The organism is Nocardiopsis terrae, assembly GCF_014651695.1.
GTDB classification, from domain to species: Bacteria; Actinomycetota; Actinomycetes; order Streptosporangiales; family Streptosporangiaceae; genus Nocardiopsis; species Nocardiopsis terrae.
The window spans coordinates 23,441-40,712 of record NZ_BMXJ01000001.1 but is presented as its reverse complement, the minus strand read 5'-3'; the positions used below and the strand labels follow the sequence as shown (position 1 = coordinate 40,712).

Here is a 17,272-nt window from a genome sequence, read left to right as displayed (position 1 = left end):
GCCGACGAGGTCACCAGGGTGGCCCGCGAGGTGGGTACCGAGGGCAAGCTGGGCGGCCGCGCCAACGTCAAGGGCGTGTCGGGCATCTGGAAGGACCTGACCGACAACGTCAACTCGATGGCCAACAGCCTCACCTACCAGGTCCGCAACATCTCCCAGGTGACGACCGCGGTCGCCAAGGGCGACCTGAGCAAGAAGATCACGGTCGACGCCCAGGGCGAGATGCTCGACATGAAGGACACCATCAACAAGATGGTGGACCAGCTCTCGACCTTCGCCGACGAGGTCACCAGGGTGGCCCGCGAGGTCGGTACCGAGGGCAAGCTGGCCGGTCAGGCCCACGTGCGCGACGTGTCCGGGGTCTGGAAGGACCTGACCGACAACGTCAACTCGATGGCCAACAACCTGACCTACCAGGTGCGGCAGATCTCCATGGTCACGCGGGCGGTCGCCGCCGGTGACCTGACCAAGAAGGTCACCGTCAACGCCAAGGGCGAGATGCTGGAGCTGAAGGACACCATCAACGTGATGGTGGACCAGTTGTCCGCGTTCGCCGACGAGGTCACCCGAGTTGCCCGTGAGGTGGGTACCGAGGGCAAGCTGGGCGGCCGCGCCAGCGTCAAGGGCGTCTCGGGTATCTGGAACGACCTCACCGAGAACGTGAACTCGATGTCGCACAACCTCACCACGCAGGTGCGCAACATCTCCGAGGTCACGACCGCGGTCGCCGCCGGCGACCTCACCAAGAAGATCGACGTCAACGCCCAGGGCGAGATCCTGGAGGTGAAGACGACGGTGAACACGATGGTGGACCAGCTGTCGGCCTTCGCCACCGAGGTCACCCGGGTCGCCCACGAGGTGGGCAGCCAGGGGCAGCTGGGCGGTCAGGCCAAGGTCGAGGGCGTCACGGGCACGTGGAAGCAGCTCACCGACAGCGTGAACGGCCTGGCGGGCAACCTCACCACGCAGGTGCGCGCGATCGCCGAGGTCGCCAACGCCGTCGCCAAGGGCGACCTGACCCGCAACATCCAGGTCGACACCCGCGGTGAGATGGAACAGCTCAAGGACAACATCAACCTGATGGTGTCCAACCTGCGCGAGACCACCGCCGACCAGCGCGACGCCGACTGGCTCAAGTCCAACCTGGCCCGCATCTCCGGTCACATCCAGGGCCACCGCGACCTGAACGAGCTCGCCCGCCTGATCATGACCGAGGTGACGCCGCTGATCGACGCCCAGCACGGCGCCTGCTACCTGCCCGAGGACCAGGACCACGAGGACATCTTCCGCCTCTACGCGGGCTTCGGCTTCCAACCCTCGGAGGAGCGCCGACGCATCCGCATGGGTGTCGGCCTGGCCGGGGAGGCCCTGTCCCAGCAGGTCGAACAGCAGATCTCCAACATCCCGTCCGGCTACGTCACGGTCGAGTCGGGGCTGGGCGAGGCCGCACCGCGCAACCTGTACATCCTTCCCATCGTGACGGAGGGGCGCTCGCTCGGCGTCGTGGAGTTCGCCTCCTACGAGGAGTTCCGCGAGATCCACAAGAACTTCCTCCGCCAGCTGGTCGCCCTCCTCGGCACCACGATCAACACCATCCTGGCCAACAACCGCACCGAGCACCTGCTCGAACAGTCCCAGCAGCTCACCAGCCAGCTGCGCGAGCGCTCCAACGAGCTCCAGCGCCAGCAGGAGGAGCTGCGGGGCAAGAACGCGGAACTGCGTCAGAAGGCCACCCAGCTGGCCAACCAGAACCGCGCGATCGAACTCCAGAACCAGCAGATCCAGCGTTCCCGCAACGCCCTGGAGGAGCGCGCGCACCAGCTTCAGGTCTCGTCCAAGTACAAGTCCGAGTTCCTGGCGAACATGTCGCACGAGCTGCGCACCCCGCTCAACAGCCTGCTGATCCTGGCCCGGCTGCTCGCCGACAACGCCGAGCAGAACCTGTCCGCCAAGCAGGTCGAGTTCGCCCAGACCATCCACAAGGCCGGCAGCGACCTGCTGCTGCTCATCGACGAGATCCTCGACCTGTCCAAGGTGGAGGCGGGCCGCGCCGAGGTGCAGCCCAGCGAGGTCTCGATCGCGCAGCTCGTCGACTACGTGGAGGCCACCTTCCGCCCGATCACCGGTGAGCAGGGGCTGGCGTTCGCGGTGGACGTGTCCCCGGACATCCCCGGCACACTGTGGACCGACGAACAGCGCCTCCAGCAGATTCTGCGCAACCTGCTCTCCAACGCGGTCAAGTTCACCCCGCAGGGCGAGGTCCGGCTGCTCATCGAGCCCGCCTGGGCGCTGGAGGACACCGACCTCGACATGTTCGTGGAGAACGAGGAGGTCATCGCGTTCACGGTGGCCGACACCGGCATCGGGATCGCCGAGGACAAGCTCCAGGTGATCTTCGAGGCCTTCCACCAGGGCGACGGGGGCACCTCCCGGCGCTTCGGCGGCACCGGCCTGGGCCTGTCCATCAGCCGGAGCTTCGCCCGCCTGCTCGGCGGTGAGATCCGGGTGCAGAGCGTGGCCAACCAGGGTTCGACCTTCACCCTGCTGATCCCGGTGCGGCTGCCCGACGACGCGGGGGAGGCGGCCGAGGCGCTCTCCGCCATGGAGCCGGTCCCCGCGCTGGAGACGGGCCGCGGCGAGCACGAGCCCCTGACCGACCTCGACCACGACCTCGACCTGCCCGACGAGGACTTCGACGCGGTCGTGGCCGCGCTGACCGACTCCGGGGAGCCCGAGGAACCGCTGCCGATGGTGCAGGTGCTCAAGGCGCCCGAGCCCGCAGAGGAAGAGTCGTCCCAGGAGACCGCGGAGGCCCGGCCCGACCCGGAGCGGCGTGCCGTCCTCGCCGGCCAGCGCGTGCTCATCGTCGACGACGACGTGCGCAACGTGTTCGCGCTGACCAGTGCGCTCGAAGCCCAGGGGCTGGAGGTCCTCTACGCTGACAACGGCCACACGGGGATCGAGAAACTCGAGGCCAACGAGGACATCTCACTCGTCCTGATGGACGTGATGATGCCCGAGCTGGACGGCAACCAGACCACCCAGCGCATCCGGGAGATGCCCCAGTTCGAGGACCTGCCGATCATCTCCCTGACGGCCAAGGCCATGCAGGGGGACCGGGAGCGCAGCCTCGCGGCGGGTGCCACCGACTACGTGACCAAGCCGGTCGACCTCGACCACCTCCTGGACGTGATGCGCAGGTGGCTCACGGCCGGACCGGAGGAGACCCGGGCCGGTGCCGCGGCCGACGATGCGCAGGACGGTGAGACGGCGGCGCCCCCGGGCGGGCACAATGGCGCCACGGGCGACGAACCCCACAGCGGCACCAGGGACGACAGCGAAGCGAACGGGGCCGCTGGCAGCACCGGTAGCACCCCGACCGAAGACTCGGAGTAGCAAGCAGTGACTCAGAAGGCCAACATCCTCCTCGTCGACGACCGCGACGAAAACCTCATCGCTCTGGAGGCGGCCCTCACCTCCCTCGACCAGAACCTGGTCCGGGCCAACTCCGGTGAGGAGGCACTGAAGCACCTTCTGGGCACCGACTTCGCGGTCATCCTGCTCGACGTGATCATGCCCGGCATGGACGGATACGAGACCGCCGCGCACATCAAGCAGCGCGAGAAGACCAAGGACGTGCCGATCATCTTCCTGACCGCCCAGGAGGTCGACCGGCACCAGGTCTTCCGCGGCTACTCCTCGCGCGCGGTGGACTTCCTGATCAAGCCGTTCGACCCGTGGGTGCTGCGCTCCAAGGTCGAGGTGTTCGTGGAGCTGCACCAGCTCAAGGCGCAGATGCGGGAGCAGGCCAGGTCGCTCCAGCGCGTCCTCGGCCAGGAGACCGGCGAACCCGGCAGGGACCTCGCCGAACAGCTCGCCCAGCGCTCCCGCCAGGTCCAGTCCGACCTGGCCTCGCTGCGCGAGCACATCGTGGACAACTACCAGGAGGTCGACCAGCCGCTGGTGGACGCCGTCCGCCGCGTCGACCGCGCCGCCTCCCGGCTGTCCACCCTGGTCGACACCCTGCACGGCCCCGAGGAGTAGGGGTTGTGTTCGGTCGGGCCGGCACCTGTGTGCTGGTGACAGGTCCGGGCGCTGACAAGCCCGGGGGTTGGTGGGCCCTTCTGGCCGCCCCGGGCGGGTTTGGGTCCCCTTTTTCGCGGTGATCTTGCTACCAGGGGCAACTTCGGCGCCGAAATCGCCCCTGGTAGCAAGATCACCGAGGGTTGGGGCACGGCCAGGTGCTACGCGCGAAGCGGAGGCGGGCAGCGTCACGCGTCGGGAAACGGGGCGCCCCCACACCTGTCAGACCCCCGGGCCAGGGACGAACCTCCGGACCACGGGTGTCAACCCAACCGAAGCAACATCACCCGGACACGGGCCGAAGCCAGGGGCAGGACCGCGCCGCGGGCGTCCGCCGAAGGCGGTGGCGGGCGACACGCGGGCGGGCGGAGGCCCCGGGAAGACACAGAAGCACATCTCAGGGCCGGGGCGGCAGGGCCAGGCCGATGTGTTCGCCGATCTCCTCGATGAGGCCCAGGTCGGCGAGGCGGAAACTCCCCCGGTTGCTGCGGCGGATCAGGGTGAGCGCGCCGCGTACGCCCCGGCTGCCCCGCAGCGGTACGCACAGCAGCGAACCCGCCCCGAGCATGGAGAGCAGCGGCGCCCCCGCCCCGGTGCGGCCGAGGACCGTCTCGTCCTCGATGAGCGGGAACAGCAGCGACTGGCCCCTCCCCAGCACCTCGCCCGGGATGTCGGAGTCCCCGGGGGTGAGCGCGGCGACCTCCTCACGCTGGCCCGCGGGGGCGTCGGCCGGGCCGACCACGGCCGCGCGGCGGGCCGCCTCGGGGTCCCCCGGCAGGTCGCGGACGTCGATGATCACCCAGTCCGCGTACGAATCGGCCAGCAGGTCGGCCGCTTCGGTCAGTGCGAGCCCCCTGGTCGGTGTGGTGCCGCGGAGCAGGAGCCTGGTCATCCGGGTCAGCACGTCCAACCGTCTGGCGGCCAGCACCACGACCTGGTCCTCCACCTCCGCCTCCAACGGGGCGGGGCCCTCCTCCTCCGTGCCGTTCATGGGCGGCGACATCGCGACCAGGACCAGCGGCTGCGCCTCGGTGGGCAGCTCCAGTCGGGTGAGGGTCAGGTGCACGTCCTCCGCCCAACCGCGCTGGGCCAGCCGCGACTCCAGGTTGGCGGGACCGTCACCGCGCAGTACGGCGGCCAGCCACGACTGCATGGCCGCTCGTTTTCTCAGGTCGACGAAGTGGGAGAAGGGTTTTCCGGTGAGGTATCCGGGGGCGCTGCCCAGCTGGTTGGCTCCGGCGTTGTTGATCCTGCGGATGTAGCCGTCGTGGTCCAGCAGGACCACCGGCACGCTGAGTTCGCCGAAGACGGCGCGCAGCAGGGCGCGGTCGCCGTCCTCCGCGGGCCGTCGCGGCCCGGGCGGCTCACTGTGGGCGCGGGCCAGCTCGCCGCCGACCGACCCGAGCAGGCGTTCGGCGTACTCCAGTTCGGCCAGGGCCGCCTCGGCGGTGCCCTGGGCGTCGTCGGGGTACATGGCGTGCGTGTCGCTCAACGCGGCTATGCGTTCACTCAGCGCAGCGATCTCACGTTGCAGATCGGCGAGGTTCTCCGGCACGCTCACGGTCTCCCGGTCATCTTCGAGGGCGTCTTGCCAGCACCCGTGCGGGCGGGTCTGACACGGTTGTCTCCGATGTCTCCCGGCCGAAGCTGACTGTCGTCCGGTCGAGGGTCCCCCGAAGGTTACCTTTGGTGCTGGAACCCTGGACGTCTGGAGGAGGTTCGGACGGTGTGGATCGAACACCTTGCGCGTGACATCGCCGCGCTGGGGCAGACGGAGAACACCACCCTCGAACGCGCCCTGGATCAGATGAGCAGGGCCGCCGCCCTCGGCGTCCCCGGGTGCTCGGCCGCCCTGGTGGTGGTCTGGCGCGAGGTGGTCGGTGCGGACGGGGCCATCCGCCACGTGGTCACTGACTACGGAGCGTCACACGCCGACCTCTCCGAGGCGCTGGAACACCAGTACACGACCGACGAGGGCCCCACGGTGGAGGCGGTTCGCGAGATGCGCCAGGTCCGGGTCGCCGACGTGCTGCGCGAGCACCGCTGGCCCCGGTACACGAGCATGGCGGTCCAGTGCGGTGACCGCTCCTCGGTCACCCAGCCCAGCAAACTCGCCGGGGACGGCGACGGTGACGAGGACCGGATCCTCACCTTCGGGGTGCACTCCGGCCGGGCCGACGCCTTCGACGAGGTGGTCGTCACCCAGCTCACCGCGCTGCTCGCCGAGCACGCGGCGATGGCCCTGCACACGGCGGGCCGCCAGGCCGACGCGGCCCGCGAGTCCGCCCACATGCGCCGCGCCATGTCCGCGCGCACCGTGATCGACCAGGCCAAGGGGATCATCATGCATGCGCGCGGCTGTGACGCGGACACCGCCTTCGCCGCCCTGCGGGAGGTGGCTCAGCGCAACCGGAAGAAGGTCGTGGACGTGGCCCGGGACCTGGTGGAGCAGAACACCGGGCCGCAGCGGTCACAGCGGTCACAGCGGCCGCGGGGGCCGCGGGCGGACGGCCGCTGAGCACCGGTGCCGGGGCTGGTTCGGGCTGAGTCCCGAGTGTGACCGGGAGCCGTCATGATGAGGGCTCGGGGCCGTTGCCGTGAGCGACGGCGGTCGGCCCGCCCGGGACCGCCGCCCCGGGGCAGGCGAACGACAAGGAGAGCCGAGCGTGACGTCAGACATCTCGATCCGCCGCGAGGATGGCGTCGTCGTCGTGACACCCGTGGGGGAGATGGACGCGGTCACCTCGCCCGCGCTCGCGCAGGCCCTGGACGAGGTCCTGACGGCCCCCCTTCCGAGGGGGGTGGTGGTCGACCTCGCCAAGGTGGGCTTCTGCGACTCCCGCTGCATCGGCGTTCTGGTCTCGGCCTTCCGGCAGGCCCGCGACCTGGGTCTGGGCCTCATCGTCGCCGAACCCCAGCAGCAGGTGAACCGCCTGTTCGTGATCGCGGGGATCGACCAGGTCATCCCGATCAGCGCGAGCACCGGTACCGCGGTGGAGAGCCTCAGGAGGTGAACCGCGCCTGCCGCTCCAGCCGCGCCCTGCGGTCCAGCCTCGCCTGCTCGTCGAGGAAGTGCAGCCGTACCAGCGAACCCTCACCGCCTCCGCAGATCTCCAGGTAGTCACAGGTCTGCCGGGTGATCCACAGCCCGTAGCCGCGGGAGCGGAGGCCGTCGGCGGGACGGTACCCGGTCAGCGGGTCGCAGAGGCCGCCCCGCTCGTCGAAGACGTCGCACACCCACCGGTCCGCCGCCCGCCACACGCTCACACTCCCCTTGCCCGCCCCGTGTTCGAGCACGTTGGCGGCGAGTTCGTTCACCGCCACGACCAGGCCGTCCAGCCGGTCCGGGGGCAGCCCGAGGGCGGTGCCGAGCGCCGTGAGCTCGCCGCGCAGGCGGGGGAGCGACTGGCCGATCTCCAGGCCGTGGACGGGTCCCTGAACGGCAAGCGGCTCCGGCGTCCGGGGGCGGCGGCCGAAGGCCTGGACGCCCAGGTAGACCGGGTTGGGGTGCGGGCCGTCCGCGTCCACCAGCGCCGGGTGGGTGGCGCGGACCGCGGAGCGGGCACCCGGCCCCAGGGGGCGTTCGTCGTGCACGCACAGCAGCCGCATCCGGACCGGGGCCAGCGCCGTGCTCAGCACCGACTCCAACCGGTGCCACTCACGCCGTTCCAACGCACCGCCGAAGAGCGGCGGCTCGGCGACCACGCTGACCGGCACGGGGTCGTGGACCAGGGCCAGGCGGTGCAGGGCGGCCATGGTGCGGCCGGGCGCGTCGTAGAGGGCGCCCCGGTCGACCACGTGCACCCGGCCGCGCTCGTGCGGGGTGAGCGACTCCAGGAGAGCGGCAGGGTCGGCGACGGCGAGCACGGCGTGCGCGTCCTCGTGTACGGCCGACCGCAACCGCTCTCCGGCCACCTCGTGGAACCGTCTCTCCCGGCGGAAGAGCAGGCCCTGGTGTTCGAACGTCATCAGTGGGGGAGTCCGTTCAGTTCACGACTCCGGACAGGAGGAGGTCGGTCTCCTCCTCCTCGGTGTCGTCGCGTTCGGCCTGTTGCGGACGGGAACGCCGGTAGGCGAGTTCGGTCTCCACGGCGATGCGCTGCCAGGTGAACCGGGACCGGGCGCGGTCCACGGCTGCGATGCCGTAGGCGGTGCTCATGGTGGGCGTGTTCAGGACGGCGCGCACGGAGCGGGCGACCTCGTCGGGGCGGCCGAAACGCATGAGTACGCCGCTGGTGCGGTGCAGCACGGCGCCGGGGACCGCTCCGGTCGCCGTGGCCACCACGGGCAGGCCGCAGGCCATGGCCTCCAGCACGGCACCGCCGTAGGGGTCGTAGGCGGTGGCGGAGACGTACACGTCGGCCGAGCGCAGCAGACGGGGGAGCTCCTTGCGTTCCGCGGGTCCGGTCAGGTGCACCCGGTCGTCGACCCCTGCTTCCTTGGCGAGCAGTTCGATCCGCCGCGCGTTCTCGTCGATGGCGACGTCCTGGTCCTCCGCGGTGGAGACGAGCAGCAGTTCGGCCTCGGGCAGCCGGGTCATCGCCTCGACCAGTCGCTGGGCGCCCCCGGCCTCGGTCAGGGAGGTCACGGAGACCAGGCGGGGCCGCTCCTCGCGGCGGGCCTGCCAGGGCTCGGCGGAGGCGCTGCCCTCGACGCTGAAGTGGTCGGTGTCGACCCCGAACGGCACGACGCTCACGTGGTGGCGTGGTACGCCGAGGCGGGCGAGTTCGCCCTGCTGGTCGGTGGAGTTGACCAGGACGTGGTCGGCGCGGGAGGCCAGGATCGTCTCCATGCGGGCGCGGTCGGGCCGGTGGGTGAGGCCGGAGCGCTGTTCGCTGGCGTTGAGGGAGTGGAAGGTCTGGACGAGGGGGGTGCCGCTCTGGTCCTTCTCGCTGTGCGCCTGGGCGTGCAGGGCGGCCAGGCCGCTGGTCCAACCGACGGCGTGCAGGACGTCGGGGGTGTCCTCGTCGAGGACGGCGGCGAGCGCGGTACCGAAGGCCCCGGTGTGTTCGGCCTGCTCGTCCTCGGAGAGCGGCCGGGCCGGTCCGGCGTCCAGGTAGGCGACGGAGACGCCGCGGGCCATGCGGGTGCGGCCGTCGGGCTGTTCGGGGCTGCTGCGGCGTGCGTAGACGGTCACCCTGTGGCCGCGTTTGGCGAGCTGGCGGGACAGGGCGCACACGTGCAGGCTCGCGGGGCAGGTCGGTTCGCCCCGGTGGGCGGGCAGGGGGTTGGCGTGTTCGGCGACCATGGCGATCTTCACTGGGCTGAACTCCTTGGACACCGCCGTGGTGTCCGTTGTGGATGGGCCCGGGGGACTCCGGAGCGGGGAATCGGAATCCAACCGGGCGGGACTGTGTGCGTTGGTCCCCGGCCGGTGCCGTGGACCGGCACCGGACCGCCGGGTTCCGGGCGGTGGGACGCGGGGCTCAGGGGCCCGGGGGAGAGGGGCCGCGAACCGGTGGAGGGGGGCGCCGGGCAGCACTGGGCACCGCACGCACGCGAAGTGTGCGGACGGCGGGTACCGGAGAGTGAAGGAGAGGGGAGCGACGCACGACAAGACCACACCAAACGACCGTCGAAGGAGGAATCGAGCCACCGGGCGTGCCTGGGGAACCGAGGATCACGCGTGGGGCGGGGTCGTGTGTGTCTGCGTCTTAGACACCCAACGGGTCCCATTCTGCCAGACGGCGGGCGAGCCGACAACGTGGCTCCGGGCCGCCACCGGCGCCGATCCACCGCCCCGGGGCCGCGGCGCCGGGGCGGCCGCCCCTTCGGGCCAGTGCTCTGTACTGCGGGTTGACCGAACATGGAGCCGGGCCCTGTCGGCCGGGTCCCGGCACCGCTACTGTCGGAGCGGAAGCGGACGACGGCACAACACACGCCCCAGGCCCAACGGCCACAACACTTTTGGCGGCGAAAACCGGTGCGGGAACTGCATATCCGGGTGTTTTCCGCCATGATGTACGCGGATTTTGACCGACTCCGGCAGGGGCTCGGTACGGTTGCAGAATCCAGACGTTGTACGGGACTCGACCAAAGACCCGGCGCCTGGCGCCGGGCAACCGGCCACGGCCGATGAAACGGGAGGAAGGGCGTATGGGTGTCGCTGGTGGGGAAGTCATTGTCACGGCCCTCACGCACCGGGGCGCTATCCGCCCCGCCAACGAGGACTCCGTGGTCATGGGTGCGCTCACCGTCGCCAGTGCGAACATGACCTCCCCGGTCCGCTGCGTACTGCCGGTGAGCGAACCGGTCATCCTGGCGGTCGCGGACGGTATCGGCGGCCAGGCAGCGGGAGAGATCGCCTCCGAGCACGCGGTGCACCGGATGGCCGAGATGGGGCCGCGCCTCAACGGTCCGGAGGAGATCGCCCAGCTCCTCAGCAACATCGACGAGGAGATCAAGGACCACGCCCTCCAGCACACCGAGTTCTCCGGTATGGGGACCACGGTCGCCGGGGTCCTGCTCAACAGCGACGGCAACTTCTGGTTCAACGTGGGTGACTCCCGCACCTACCGCCTGGAGGGCCGCCACCTGCGCCAGCTCTCCGAGGACGACTCCCCCGCGCTCCCGCCCTCCGAGGACGGGCGCCCCGTCACCACCAACTTCATCACCCAGTCCCTGGGCGGCAGTTCGGGCGGTTCGATGGTTCCCCACGTGGGCCGGGACGAGGCCGCGGACCCCAGCGCCTGGCTCATGTGCAGTGACGGCCTGTCGGACCTGGTGCTGCCCGAGGAGATGGAACGGATGATCGCCGAGGCCGGCAGCGACGAGGCGGCCGTGCACGCCCTGTGGCAGGCCGCCATGGAAGCGGGCGGCAAGGACAACATCAGCATCCTGCTGGCCCGGCGCCGCTGACACGGCACACGACGAACCCGGGAGGGGTCCGCGCGTTTCGGCGTGCGGGCCCCTCCGTCGTTCGCGGGCGCCTGTTCGCGCCTAGCTCCGGGCCGAACCCCCGCCCGAACCGGGGCGGTTGCGCATGCGCACCACGACGAGCACGACGGCACCGATGGCGGCGACCGCCACGACGATGCCGACCAGGACCATCAGCGGGGAGGTCCCGTTCTCCGCCGCGTCCTCCTCGGCCGCGGCCGGGGACTCGTCGATCGGGTCCTCCTCGGCCTCCTCGGTCTCCTCGGCGCCGCCTGCGGGGGCCTCCTCCTCGGCCTCCTCCGGCGCGGCGGCCGCGACGGCCTCCTCGGTCACCGAGAAGGTCAGGGTGTCCTGGATGGGGTGGCCGTCGGAGGAGACCACGCGGAAGGCGATGGTGTACTCACCGGCCTCCTCCAGCGGCGCCAGCCCCACGGCCACGTCGGTGCCGTCGAAGGCCAGGTCGCCCTCCTGCTTCTCCGCTCCGTCGGGCCCGGTCACGACGACGGCACTGCCGCTGCCGCCCTCCATCGGGGCGTTGTTGAAGGACAGCACCACCTCTTCGGGGAGGGTGTCGAGGGTGTCGCCGTCCTCGGGGTCGGAACCGGTGAGCACGTCGTGGGCGAGTGCGGGGGAGGGCGCCAGCAGCAGGGCCGCAGCGGCGAAGGGGGCGATCAGGGCTGCGGTACGGGACTTTCTCATGGTCTTCTCTCAGGCCGTTCGGATGCGGTTCACACCCGGAGGACACGGGGCTGCCCGTGCCGGTCCGGGTTCCTCGTCTGGTCCGCGTCGGCGGTCCGGGACCGGTCGTGGTCCGGGGGCGGGCCGAGGCGGAGCGCGGACGAACCGGGAGGCCCGCGGGGTCCGTGCGTTGACGGTACTGGGGGAGGGGGAGCGGTGGGCACAGGCGCGGTGAGCGCCTGCCCGGGCGCTGCGAACGCGAGCTCGGGGGCGCCCAGGAGACGAGGCAGGGCTCGGAACACGGCGGTCGCCAGCGACCAGAGCGCGGACTCTCCGCGGGCCAGCAGTGCGGCGGCGAGCAGAGCCGCCCACAGGTGTGCGAACAGCATCCCCGGTGCGAAACCGAAGGCGTGGAGCAGGCCGTGTCCGCTGTGGTCGGTTCCGGGGGCGAGCGCGAGGAGTCCGGGTTCCGCCGCGCCCTGGAGGAGCAGGTGCAGGGCGAGTTGGGCGAGGGCCAGCACGGCGAAGATGTCGCCGAAGCCCCGCATGACGCGGGTGAACCGCCACAGGAGGGCGAAGAGGAACGCCGTGGCCAGGAGGAAGCCTCCGGCTCCGGCAGCGCTGGCGGCCCAGAGGTTGTGTCCGACCCAGGACAGCCCTGTGCACGCACCGGCCAGGAGTGCCGTGCGGGTGAGGCGGAGCGTGCCGTGAGCGGGTCGCACGGTAGTGAACCTAGATCGTGCCCCCGGGGGCCGCAAGATCTCCGGACGTGAGAACCGGCTCGTCCGTCTCGGAGCCCGAGGCCCCCGGGGGGCGAAGGAGGGCCCGCCGGATGCGATCCCTCACGCACCCGGCAGGCCCTCTCCCGACCTATCCCGCGGGTACCAGCTCGCGACGCATGTAGCGGCGCTGTTCCGGGGTGGTGCCACCCCAGACTCCGTGAGCTTCACCGGCGCGAAGGGCCCACCGCAGGCATTCCGGGCGAACAGTACAGCTGCGGCAGACGGCCAAGGCCTGCTCCGTGTCGGTACGGCCGATCCCGGTGCTGCTCACCGGGAAGAAGATCTCAGGGTCGTACGAGCGGCAGTTCCCCTGCTCGACCCAGTCCTCGCTCTCGTGGTAAAGGCGGTTCACGGGGCGCCTCCGATCCCTGGTCAGTGGTCCTCACCGTGGTCCCACGGCGGGTCAGCGAAGTTCGTGGCCGCGCTGCCGTCCCGGGGCGTCCGGACCTGTCGGGCTTCGGCTCAGCGGTGCGACCAATTGTAGTACTACATGAGGTCGTACTACACAGAGTCTGCTGTAAATCCGGCGATTCATCAAGGACGTTCGACTGTGGCCCGGGCCCGTGTCCCCCCGGTTCGGGTGGGCTCAGCCCAGGTCGGTGCCCCGGAAGATCGCCCGAGAATCGGCGGAATCTCCTGCGCACGGGTGCTTCCGAGGGGCGGCGGGCGTAGCGTGTGACGTGCGAGGGGTCGTGATCACGCGTTATGTCGCGAGGTTTCCACCGAATTGATGTGACTTAACGCACGCTTAATATTGCTCGTCGAGGCTCTATGTTTGACCCTGACGGCTGTCGGCGGCCCGTCGGCGGACGCGTCCGGACCACGGGTCGCACGCCCCCGCCTCCGGGGCCGAACCCCCTGATGGGCAGGGCGTGAGCGGCCCGGATGACCGCTACCGCGCGTCACCTGTGAGCCCGGGTCAGAGCGACTTCAAGCTGCTAAATGAACGAGTCCTACCCGATCTCAAACCTTTGAAACATCTGCGCGGAATCTCGCTGAAACGTATTTGACCTTCGTTCGCTAAATTCGATCGACGTGCCACATCTACGAACGAACCTCCAAGCACGCGACCGAACTGAAGGCGGGGCTGTGAGCTCCCAGACCGCAGAGGCCGCGGGCCGTGAGGGCGTGCGCCTGACGCACCCCTCCCCGGAGGACGGGCCACACATGTGGCGGTTGGCCGGCGAGACGGGGATGGACATCAACTCTCCGTACGCCTATACGCTCTGGTGCCGGGACTTCGCCGCGACCAGTGTCGTGGCGCGGGACACCGACGGCCGGGTGGCGGCCTACGTCACCGGTTACGTCCGTCCCGACAGCCCGGACACGTACTTCCTCTGGCAGGTGGCCGTCGACTCCGCGTACCGGGGTCAGCGGCTCGCCCGCCGGATGCTCGACTTCATCGGCGACACCTTCGCCGAGCAGGGTCTTCAGTACCTCGAAGCGACCGTCACTCCCGACAACGAAGCCTCTCGGGCCCTCTTCGCCTCATTCGCGCGGAGCCGGGGCACCGAAGCCGTCTGGAGCCCGCTCTTCGGCGAGGAGCACTTCCCGAAGGCCGGCGAGGAGCCCCACGAGCCCGAGGACCTCGTCCGCATCGGGCCCTTCGGCCCGCAGCCCGAAACCGACGACTGACCGTCCGCACCGGATCGAACTCGATCCTGACCCACCCCTCGTCTAAGCCATGAGCCCACGAAGTTGGGGAAAGGAACCAAGGAACATCACGATGGAGACCTTCCAGCGCCTCGAGTCCGAAGTCCGCGGATACTGCAGGAACTGGCCTGTCGTCTTCGACAAGGCCGTCGGCAGTCACGTCTACGACGAGTCGGGCAAGCCCTACCTCGACTTCTTCGCCGGGGCCGGATCGCTCAACTACGGTCACAACAACCCCGAGCTGAAGACCTCGCTGATCGAGTACCTGACGGACGACCGGATCGTCCACAGTCTCGACGCTTACAGCACGGCCAAACGCGAGTTCCTGAAAACGTTCGAGGACGTCATCCTCAAACCGAGGGACCTGGACTACAAGGTCCAGTTCCCCGGCCCCGCGGGCAACAACGCGGTCGAGGCCGCGCTCAAGCTGGCCCGTAAGTACACCGGCCGCCAGACCATCATCAACTTCACCAACGGCTTCCACGGCATGACCCTGGGCGCCCTGGCCGTCACCGGTAACTCCATGAAGCGGGGCGGCGCCGGCGTGCCGCTCGACCACGTGGCGACCATGCCGTTCGACAACTACCTCGACGGCAAGACCCCGGACTTCCTGTGGCTGCGCAGCCTCCTCGAGGACAGCGGCAGCGGCCTGGACGCCCCGGCGGCCGTGATCGTCGAGGCCATCCAGGGCGAGGGCGGCATCAACGTCGCCAGCGCCGAGTGGCTCCGCGGGCTCTCCGAGCTCTGCCAGGAGTACGGCATCCTGCTGATCCTGGACGACATCCAGATGGGCTGCGGCCGTACCGGCAAGTTCTTCAGCTTCGAAGAGGCCGGCATCACCCCGGACATCGTCACCCTGTCCAAGTCCATCAGCGGTTACGGCCTGCCGATGGCGCTCACGCTGTTCAAGCGCGAGCTGGACGTCTGGGAGCCGGGCGAGCACAACGGCACCTTCCGCGGCTTCAACCCCGCCATGGTCACCGGTGCCGAGGCCCTGCGCCGCTTCTGGAGCGACGACGCCTTCTCCGACGCGACCAGGGCCAAGGGCGACATGGTCGAGGCCCGTCTCGCCGAGATGGCCGCTGAGCACGCCGACTTCGGCGCGCACGTGCGCGGCCGCGGCCTGGCCCGCGGTCTGGCCTTCGACGCCGAGGGCGGCATCGCCAAGAAGGTCGCCGCCGAGTCCTTCGACCGCGGCCTGCTCCTCGAGACCTCCGGCCCCGAGGACGAGGTCGCCAAGCTGCTCCCGCCGCTCACCGCGACGGAGGAGGAGCTGACCACCGGCCTGGACATCATGGCCGACGCCGCCCGCGCCGCCGTCAAGGGAGCCAAGGCCTAGGCGCACGGTAGACCGTCCACCGAGGACTTCGGGGCCGGTCGGCGCCCCTACCGGGGTGTCGGTCGGCCCCGTACCTTGTAACCAGCGCATAACCAGCGCATCAGCACGCTAAGGAGACCCAAGTGATCGTTCGCAGTCTGGACGAGATCAGCGAGACCGACGCCGACATCAAGACCGAGAACTGGCGCAGCCGTCGGATCGTCCTGGCCAAGGAGAAGGTGGGCTTCTCCTTCCACGAGACCGTGCTGTACGCGGGCACCGAGTCGACGTTCTGGTACGCCAACCACGTCGAGCTCGTGCACTGCATCGAGGGCGAGGCCGAGCTGACCAACGAGGAGACCGGGGAGAAGCACATCATCACCCCGGGCACCCTCTACCTGCTCAACGGCCACGAGAAGCACACGGTCCGGCCCAAGACGGACTTCCGCGTGCTGTGCGTCTTCAACCCGCCCGTCACCGGACGCGAGGTCCACGACGAGAACGGCGTCTACCCGCTGGTCGTCGAGGAGGACGCCGCCGTGTAGCCCATCGGGCACGGAGTGTCGAACGAACGGGCGGGGTCCGGGTGTCCGGGCCCCGCCCGTTCGGCTTGCCGGGAAGGGAATCCCTGGGTGGCGGACACCGGAACCCAAAGTCACCAAGTGCAGGTGACCAGCTCGCGGAGGGTGCGTCATCGGGTCACCGGACGAGACATGACTCATAACCAGTGCATAACGGACTAAACCTGTTCAGTTACTGCAGAGCGCGCAGGGGGAGGGAGAACCCCGTACCAGCGCCGTCGTCCCGAGCACCCGGGCGGCGGCCGTGATCGCGGCACCGCACCGCGGAAGCGCCCGCACGAGGCGAATCCACCATCCGAATACGCGGCGCCCTCGCCCTGTGTCCTTCGGGCGAAGGCTCCGCTCTCGCGAGTTTTCGAGGAGCAGTCGTGAAGAATCAGGGACCAGCGCGTCGGCGGGGCACCTGGGGACGTCGAGACGCCCTCCGACTGGGAGGCGTCGGCCTCGCCACGGCCGGCCTCGCAGCGTGCAGCCGGGTCGACGACTCCGTCGGCGCCGACGGAGAGGAGGGCCAGTCCACCCTCGAGCGCCTGCGTGAACAGGGTTTCGTGGCGGTGGCCCTGGCCAACGAGGTGCCCTTCGGTTTCGTCGACTCCACCGGTGAGGCGGCCGGGCAGTCCCCGGCGGTGGCCCGAGCCGTCTTCGAGGAGCTGGGCATCCCGGAGATCCAGGCCTCGGCGACCTCCTGGGACGGCCTGATCCCCGGCCTCCAGGCCAACCGCTACGACGTCATCGCCGCCGGCGTGTTCATCACCCCCGAGCGCTGCGAGCAGGTCGCGTTCAGCGAACCGACCGCGACGTCCCCCGAGGCGTTCCTGGTGGAAAAGGACAACCCCCACGACATCCAGCACTTCGAGGACTTCGCCGACAACCCCGACCTCACGCTCGCCGTGCTCAACGGTTCGGTGGAGCAGACCTACGCCGAGTACTTCGGCGTGCCCGAGGACCAGCTCGAACTCATCCCGGACCAGACCCGCGGCTTCGAGCTGCTGCAGTCCGGCCGCGTCGACGCGGTCTCCATGCTGGCGGTGTCCCACACCTACCTGCTGATCGAGCACGAGAAGGAGGACGAGTACACCGTCACCGAGCCCTTCTACCCCGTGATGGACGACAAGGAGGAGAAGGGCTGGGGCGGGCTGTGCGTCCGCCAGGAGGACGAGGAACTGCTCTCGGAGATCAACCGGGTCATCGCGGAGTTCAAGGAAAGCGGCCGTCTGCTGGAGCTCGGAGAGGAGTGGGGCTTCACCGAGGCCGACCTCCCCGACGACGCCACCACCGCTGAACTCTGCGAGGGCTGATCC

15 protein-coding genes are annotated in these 17,272 nt (G+C 70.0%); 9 read left to right on the top strand and 6 right to left on the bottom strand.

Features of this window, described 5'->3' with window-relative positions; genetic code table 11:
- Together IE195_RS00175 and IE195_RS00170 are read left to right on the top strand one after the other, a co-directional pair.
- Positions 1-3,396, top strand: a 3,396-nt coding sequence (locus tag IE195_RS00175) for a HAMP domain-containing protein (RefSeq protein WP_191266422.1), incomplete at its 5' end; no start/stop codon positions are given.
- A gap of 6 nt (positions 3,397-3,402) precedes the next feature.
- Entirely contained in the window at positions 3,403-4,044 is a 642-nt protein-coding gene (locus IE195_RS00170; RefSeq protein WP_191266419.1) for a response regulator, read from the top strand.
- Between the two features lie 436 nt (positions 4,045-4,480).
- Here IE195_RS00170 and IE195_RS00165 read toward each other — a convergent pair whose 3' ends face one another.
- On the bottom strand, positions 4,481-5,638 hold the full coding sequence (locus IE195_RS00165; protein ID WP_191268014.1) for a GAF domain-containing protein: 1,158 nt from the start codon (positions 5,636-5,638) through the stop codon (positions 4,481-4,483).
- Between the two features lie 171 nt (positions 5,639-5,809).
- Between IE195_RS00165 and IE195_RS00160 the strand changes: the two genes are divergently transcribed.
- Complete coding sequence (locus tag IE195_RS00160; RefSeq protein ID WP_191266417.1) at positions 5,810-6,601, top strand: GAF and ANTAR domain-containing protein; 792 nt, start codon at positions 5,810-5,812, stop codon at positions 6,599-6,601.
- A gap of 148 nt (positions 6,602-6,749) precedes the next feature.
- Positions 6,750-7,097 (top strand): STAS domain-containing protein, encoded by a 348-nt coding sequence (locus IE195_RS00155; protein WP_191266415.1) that lies wholly within the window; start codon positions 6,750-6,752, stop codon positions 7,095-7,097.
- On the opposite strand, the gene IE195_RS00150 is transcribed toward IE195_RS00155, so the two are convergent.
- Both IE195_RS00150 and IE195_RS00145 read right to left on the bottom strand, forming a co-directional pair.
- Positions 7,087-8,052: an anti-sigma factor RsbA family regulatory protein gene (locus IE195_RS00150; RefSeq protein WP_191266413.1), complete on the bottom strand. Its 966-nt coding sequence runs from the start codon at positions 8,050-8,052 to the stop codon at positions 7,087-7,089. The genes IE195_RS00155 and IE195_RS00150 overlap by 11 nt on opposite strands.
- A 16-nt stretch (positions 8,053-8,068) precedes the next feature.
- The gene (locus tag IE195_RS00145) at positions 8,069-9,343 is read right to left on the bottom strand and encodes a glycosyltransferase (RefSeq protein WP_191266411.1); all 1,275 of its coding nucleotides are present in this window, start codon (positions 9,341-9,343) and stop codon (positions 8,069-8,071) included.
- Between the two features lie 836 nt (positions 9,344-10,179).
- Here IE195_RS00145 and IE195_RS00140 point away from each other — a divergent pair.
- Entirely contained in the window at positions 10,180-10,941 is a 762-nt protein-coding gene (locus IE195_RS00140; RefSeq protein ID WP_191266409.1) for a PP2C family protein-serine/threonine phosphatase, read from the top strand.
- A gap of 81 nt (positions 10,942-11,022) precedes the next feature.
- Here IE195_RS00140 and IE195_RS00135 read toward each other — a convergent pair whose 3' ends face one another.
- The 3 genes from IE195_RS00135 to IE195_RS00125 all read right to left on the bottom strand — a co-directional run bounded on the left by IE195_RS00135 (position 11,023) and on the right by IE195_RS00125 (position 12,771).
- Entirely contained in the window at positions 11,023-11,658 is a 636-nt protein-coding gene (locus IE195_RS00135) for a copper resistance CopC family protein (protein WP_191266406.1), read from the bottom strand.
- Positions 11,659-11,687: 29 nt separating this feature from the next.
- Positions 11,688-12,359 (bottom strand): copper resistance protein, encoded by a 672-nt coding sequence (locus IE195_RS00130; protein ID WP_229826038.1) that lies wholly within the window; start codon positions 12,357-12,359, stop codon positions 11,688-11,690.
- 148 nt (positions 12,360-12,507) lie between these two features.
- Entirely contained in the window at positions 12,508-12,771 is a 264-nt protein-coding gene (locus IE195_RS00125) for a WhiB family transcriptional regulator (protein WP_191266404.1), read from the bottom strand.
- A 776-nt stretch (positions 12,772-13,547) separates the two neighbouring features.
- Here IE195_RS00125 and ectA point away from each other — a divergent pair.
- From ectA to ehuB, 4 genes are all read left to right on the top strand, one after another.
- Positions 13,548-14,054 (top strand): diaminobutyrate acetyltransferase, encoded by a 507-nt coding sequence (gene ectA, locus IE195_RS00120; protein ID WP_268249150.1) that lies wholly within the window; start codon positions 13,548-13,550, stop codon positions 14,052-14,054.
- Between the two features lie 91 nt (positions 14,055-14,145).
- Positions 14,146-15,411, top strand: coding sequence for a diaminobutyrate--2-oxoglutarate transaminase (gene ectB / locus IE195_RS00115; RefSeq protein WP_191266396.1), 1,266 nt, complete (start codon positions 14,146-14,148; stop codon positions 15,409-15,411).
- Positions 15,412-15,533: 122 nt separating this feature from the next.
- Entirely contained in the window at positions 15,534-15,935 is a 402-nt protein-coding gene (locus tag IE195_RS00110) for an ectoine synthase (RefSeq protein ID WP_191266394.1), read from the top strand.
- Positions 15,936-16,399: 464 nt separating this feature from the next.
- A complete protein-coding gene (gene ehuB, locus IE195_RS00105) occupies positions 16,400-17,269 on the top strand; it encodes an ectoine/hydroxyectoine ABC transporter substrate-binding protein EhuB (protein WP_191268013.1) in 870 nt (289 codons plus the stop codon).
- Positions 17,270-17,272: the final 3 nt, after the last annotated feature.

What these genes read in the sequence shown, in the direction of transcription:
- IE195_RS00135 (WP_191266406.1), bottom strand. Translation starts at nt 11,658, where the DNA reads ATGAGAAAGTCCCGTACCGCAGCCCTGATCGCCCCCTTCGCCGCTGCG.
- ectB (WP_191266396.1), top strand. Translation starts at nt 14,146, where the DNA reads ATGGAGACCTTCCAGCGCCTCGAGTCCGAAGTCCGCGGATACTGCAGG.
- IE195_RS00150 (WP_191266413.1), bottom strand. Translation starts at nt 8,052, where the DNA reads ATGACGTTCGAACACCAGGGCCTGCTCTTCCGCCGGGAGAGACGGTTC.
- IE195_RS00140 (WP_191266409.1), top strand. Translation starts at nt 10,180, where the DNA reads ATGGGTGTCGCTGGTGGGGAAGTCATTGTCACGGCCCTCACGCACCGG.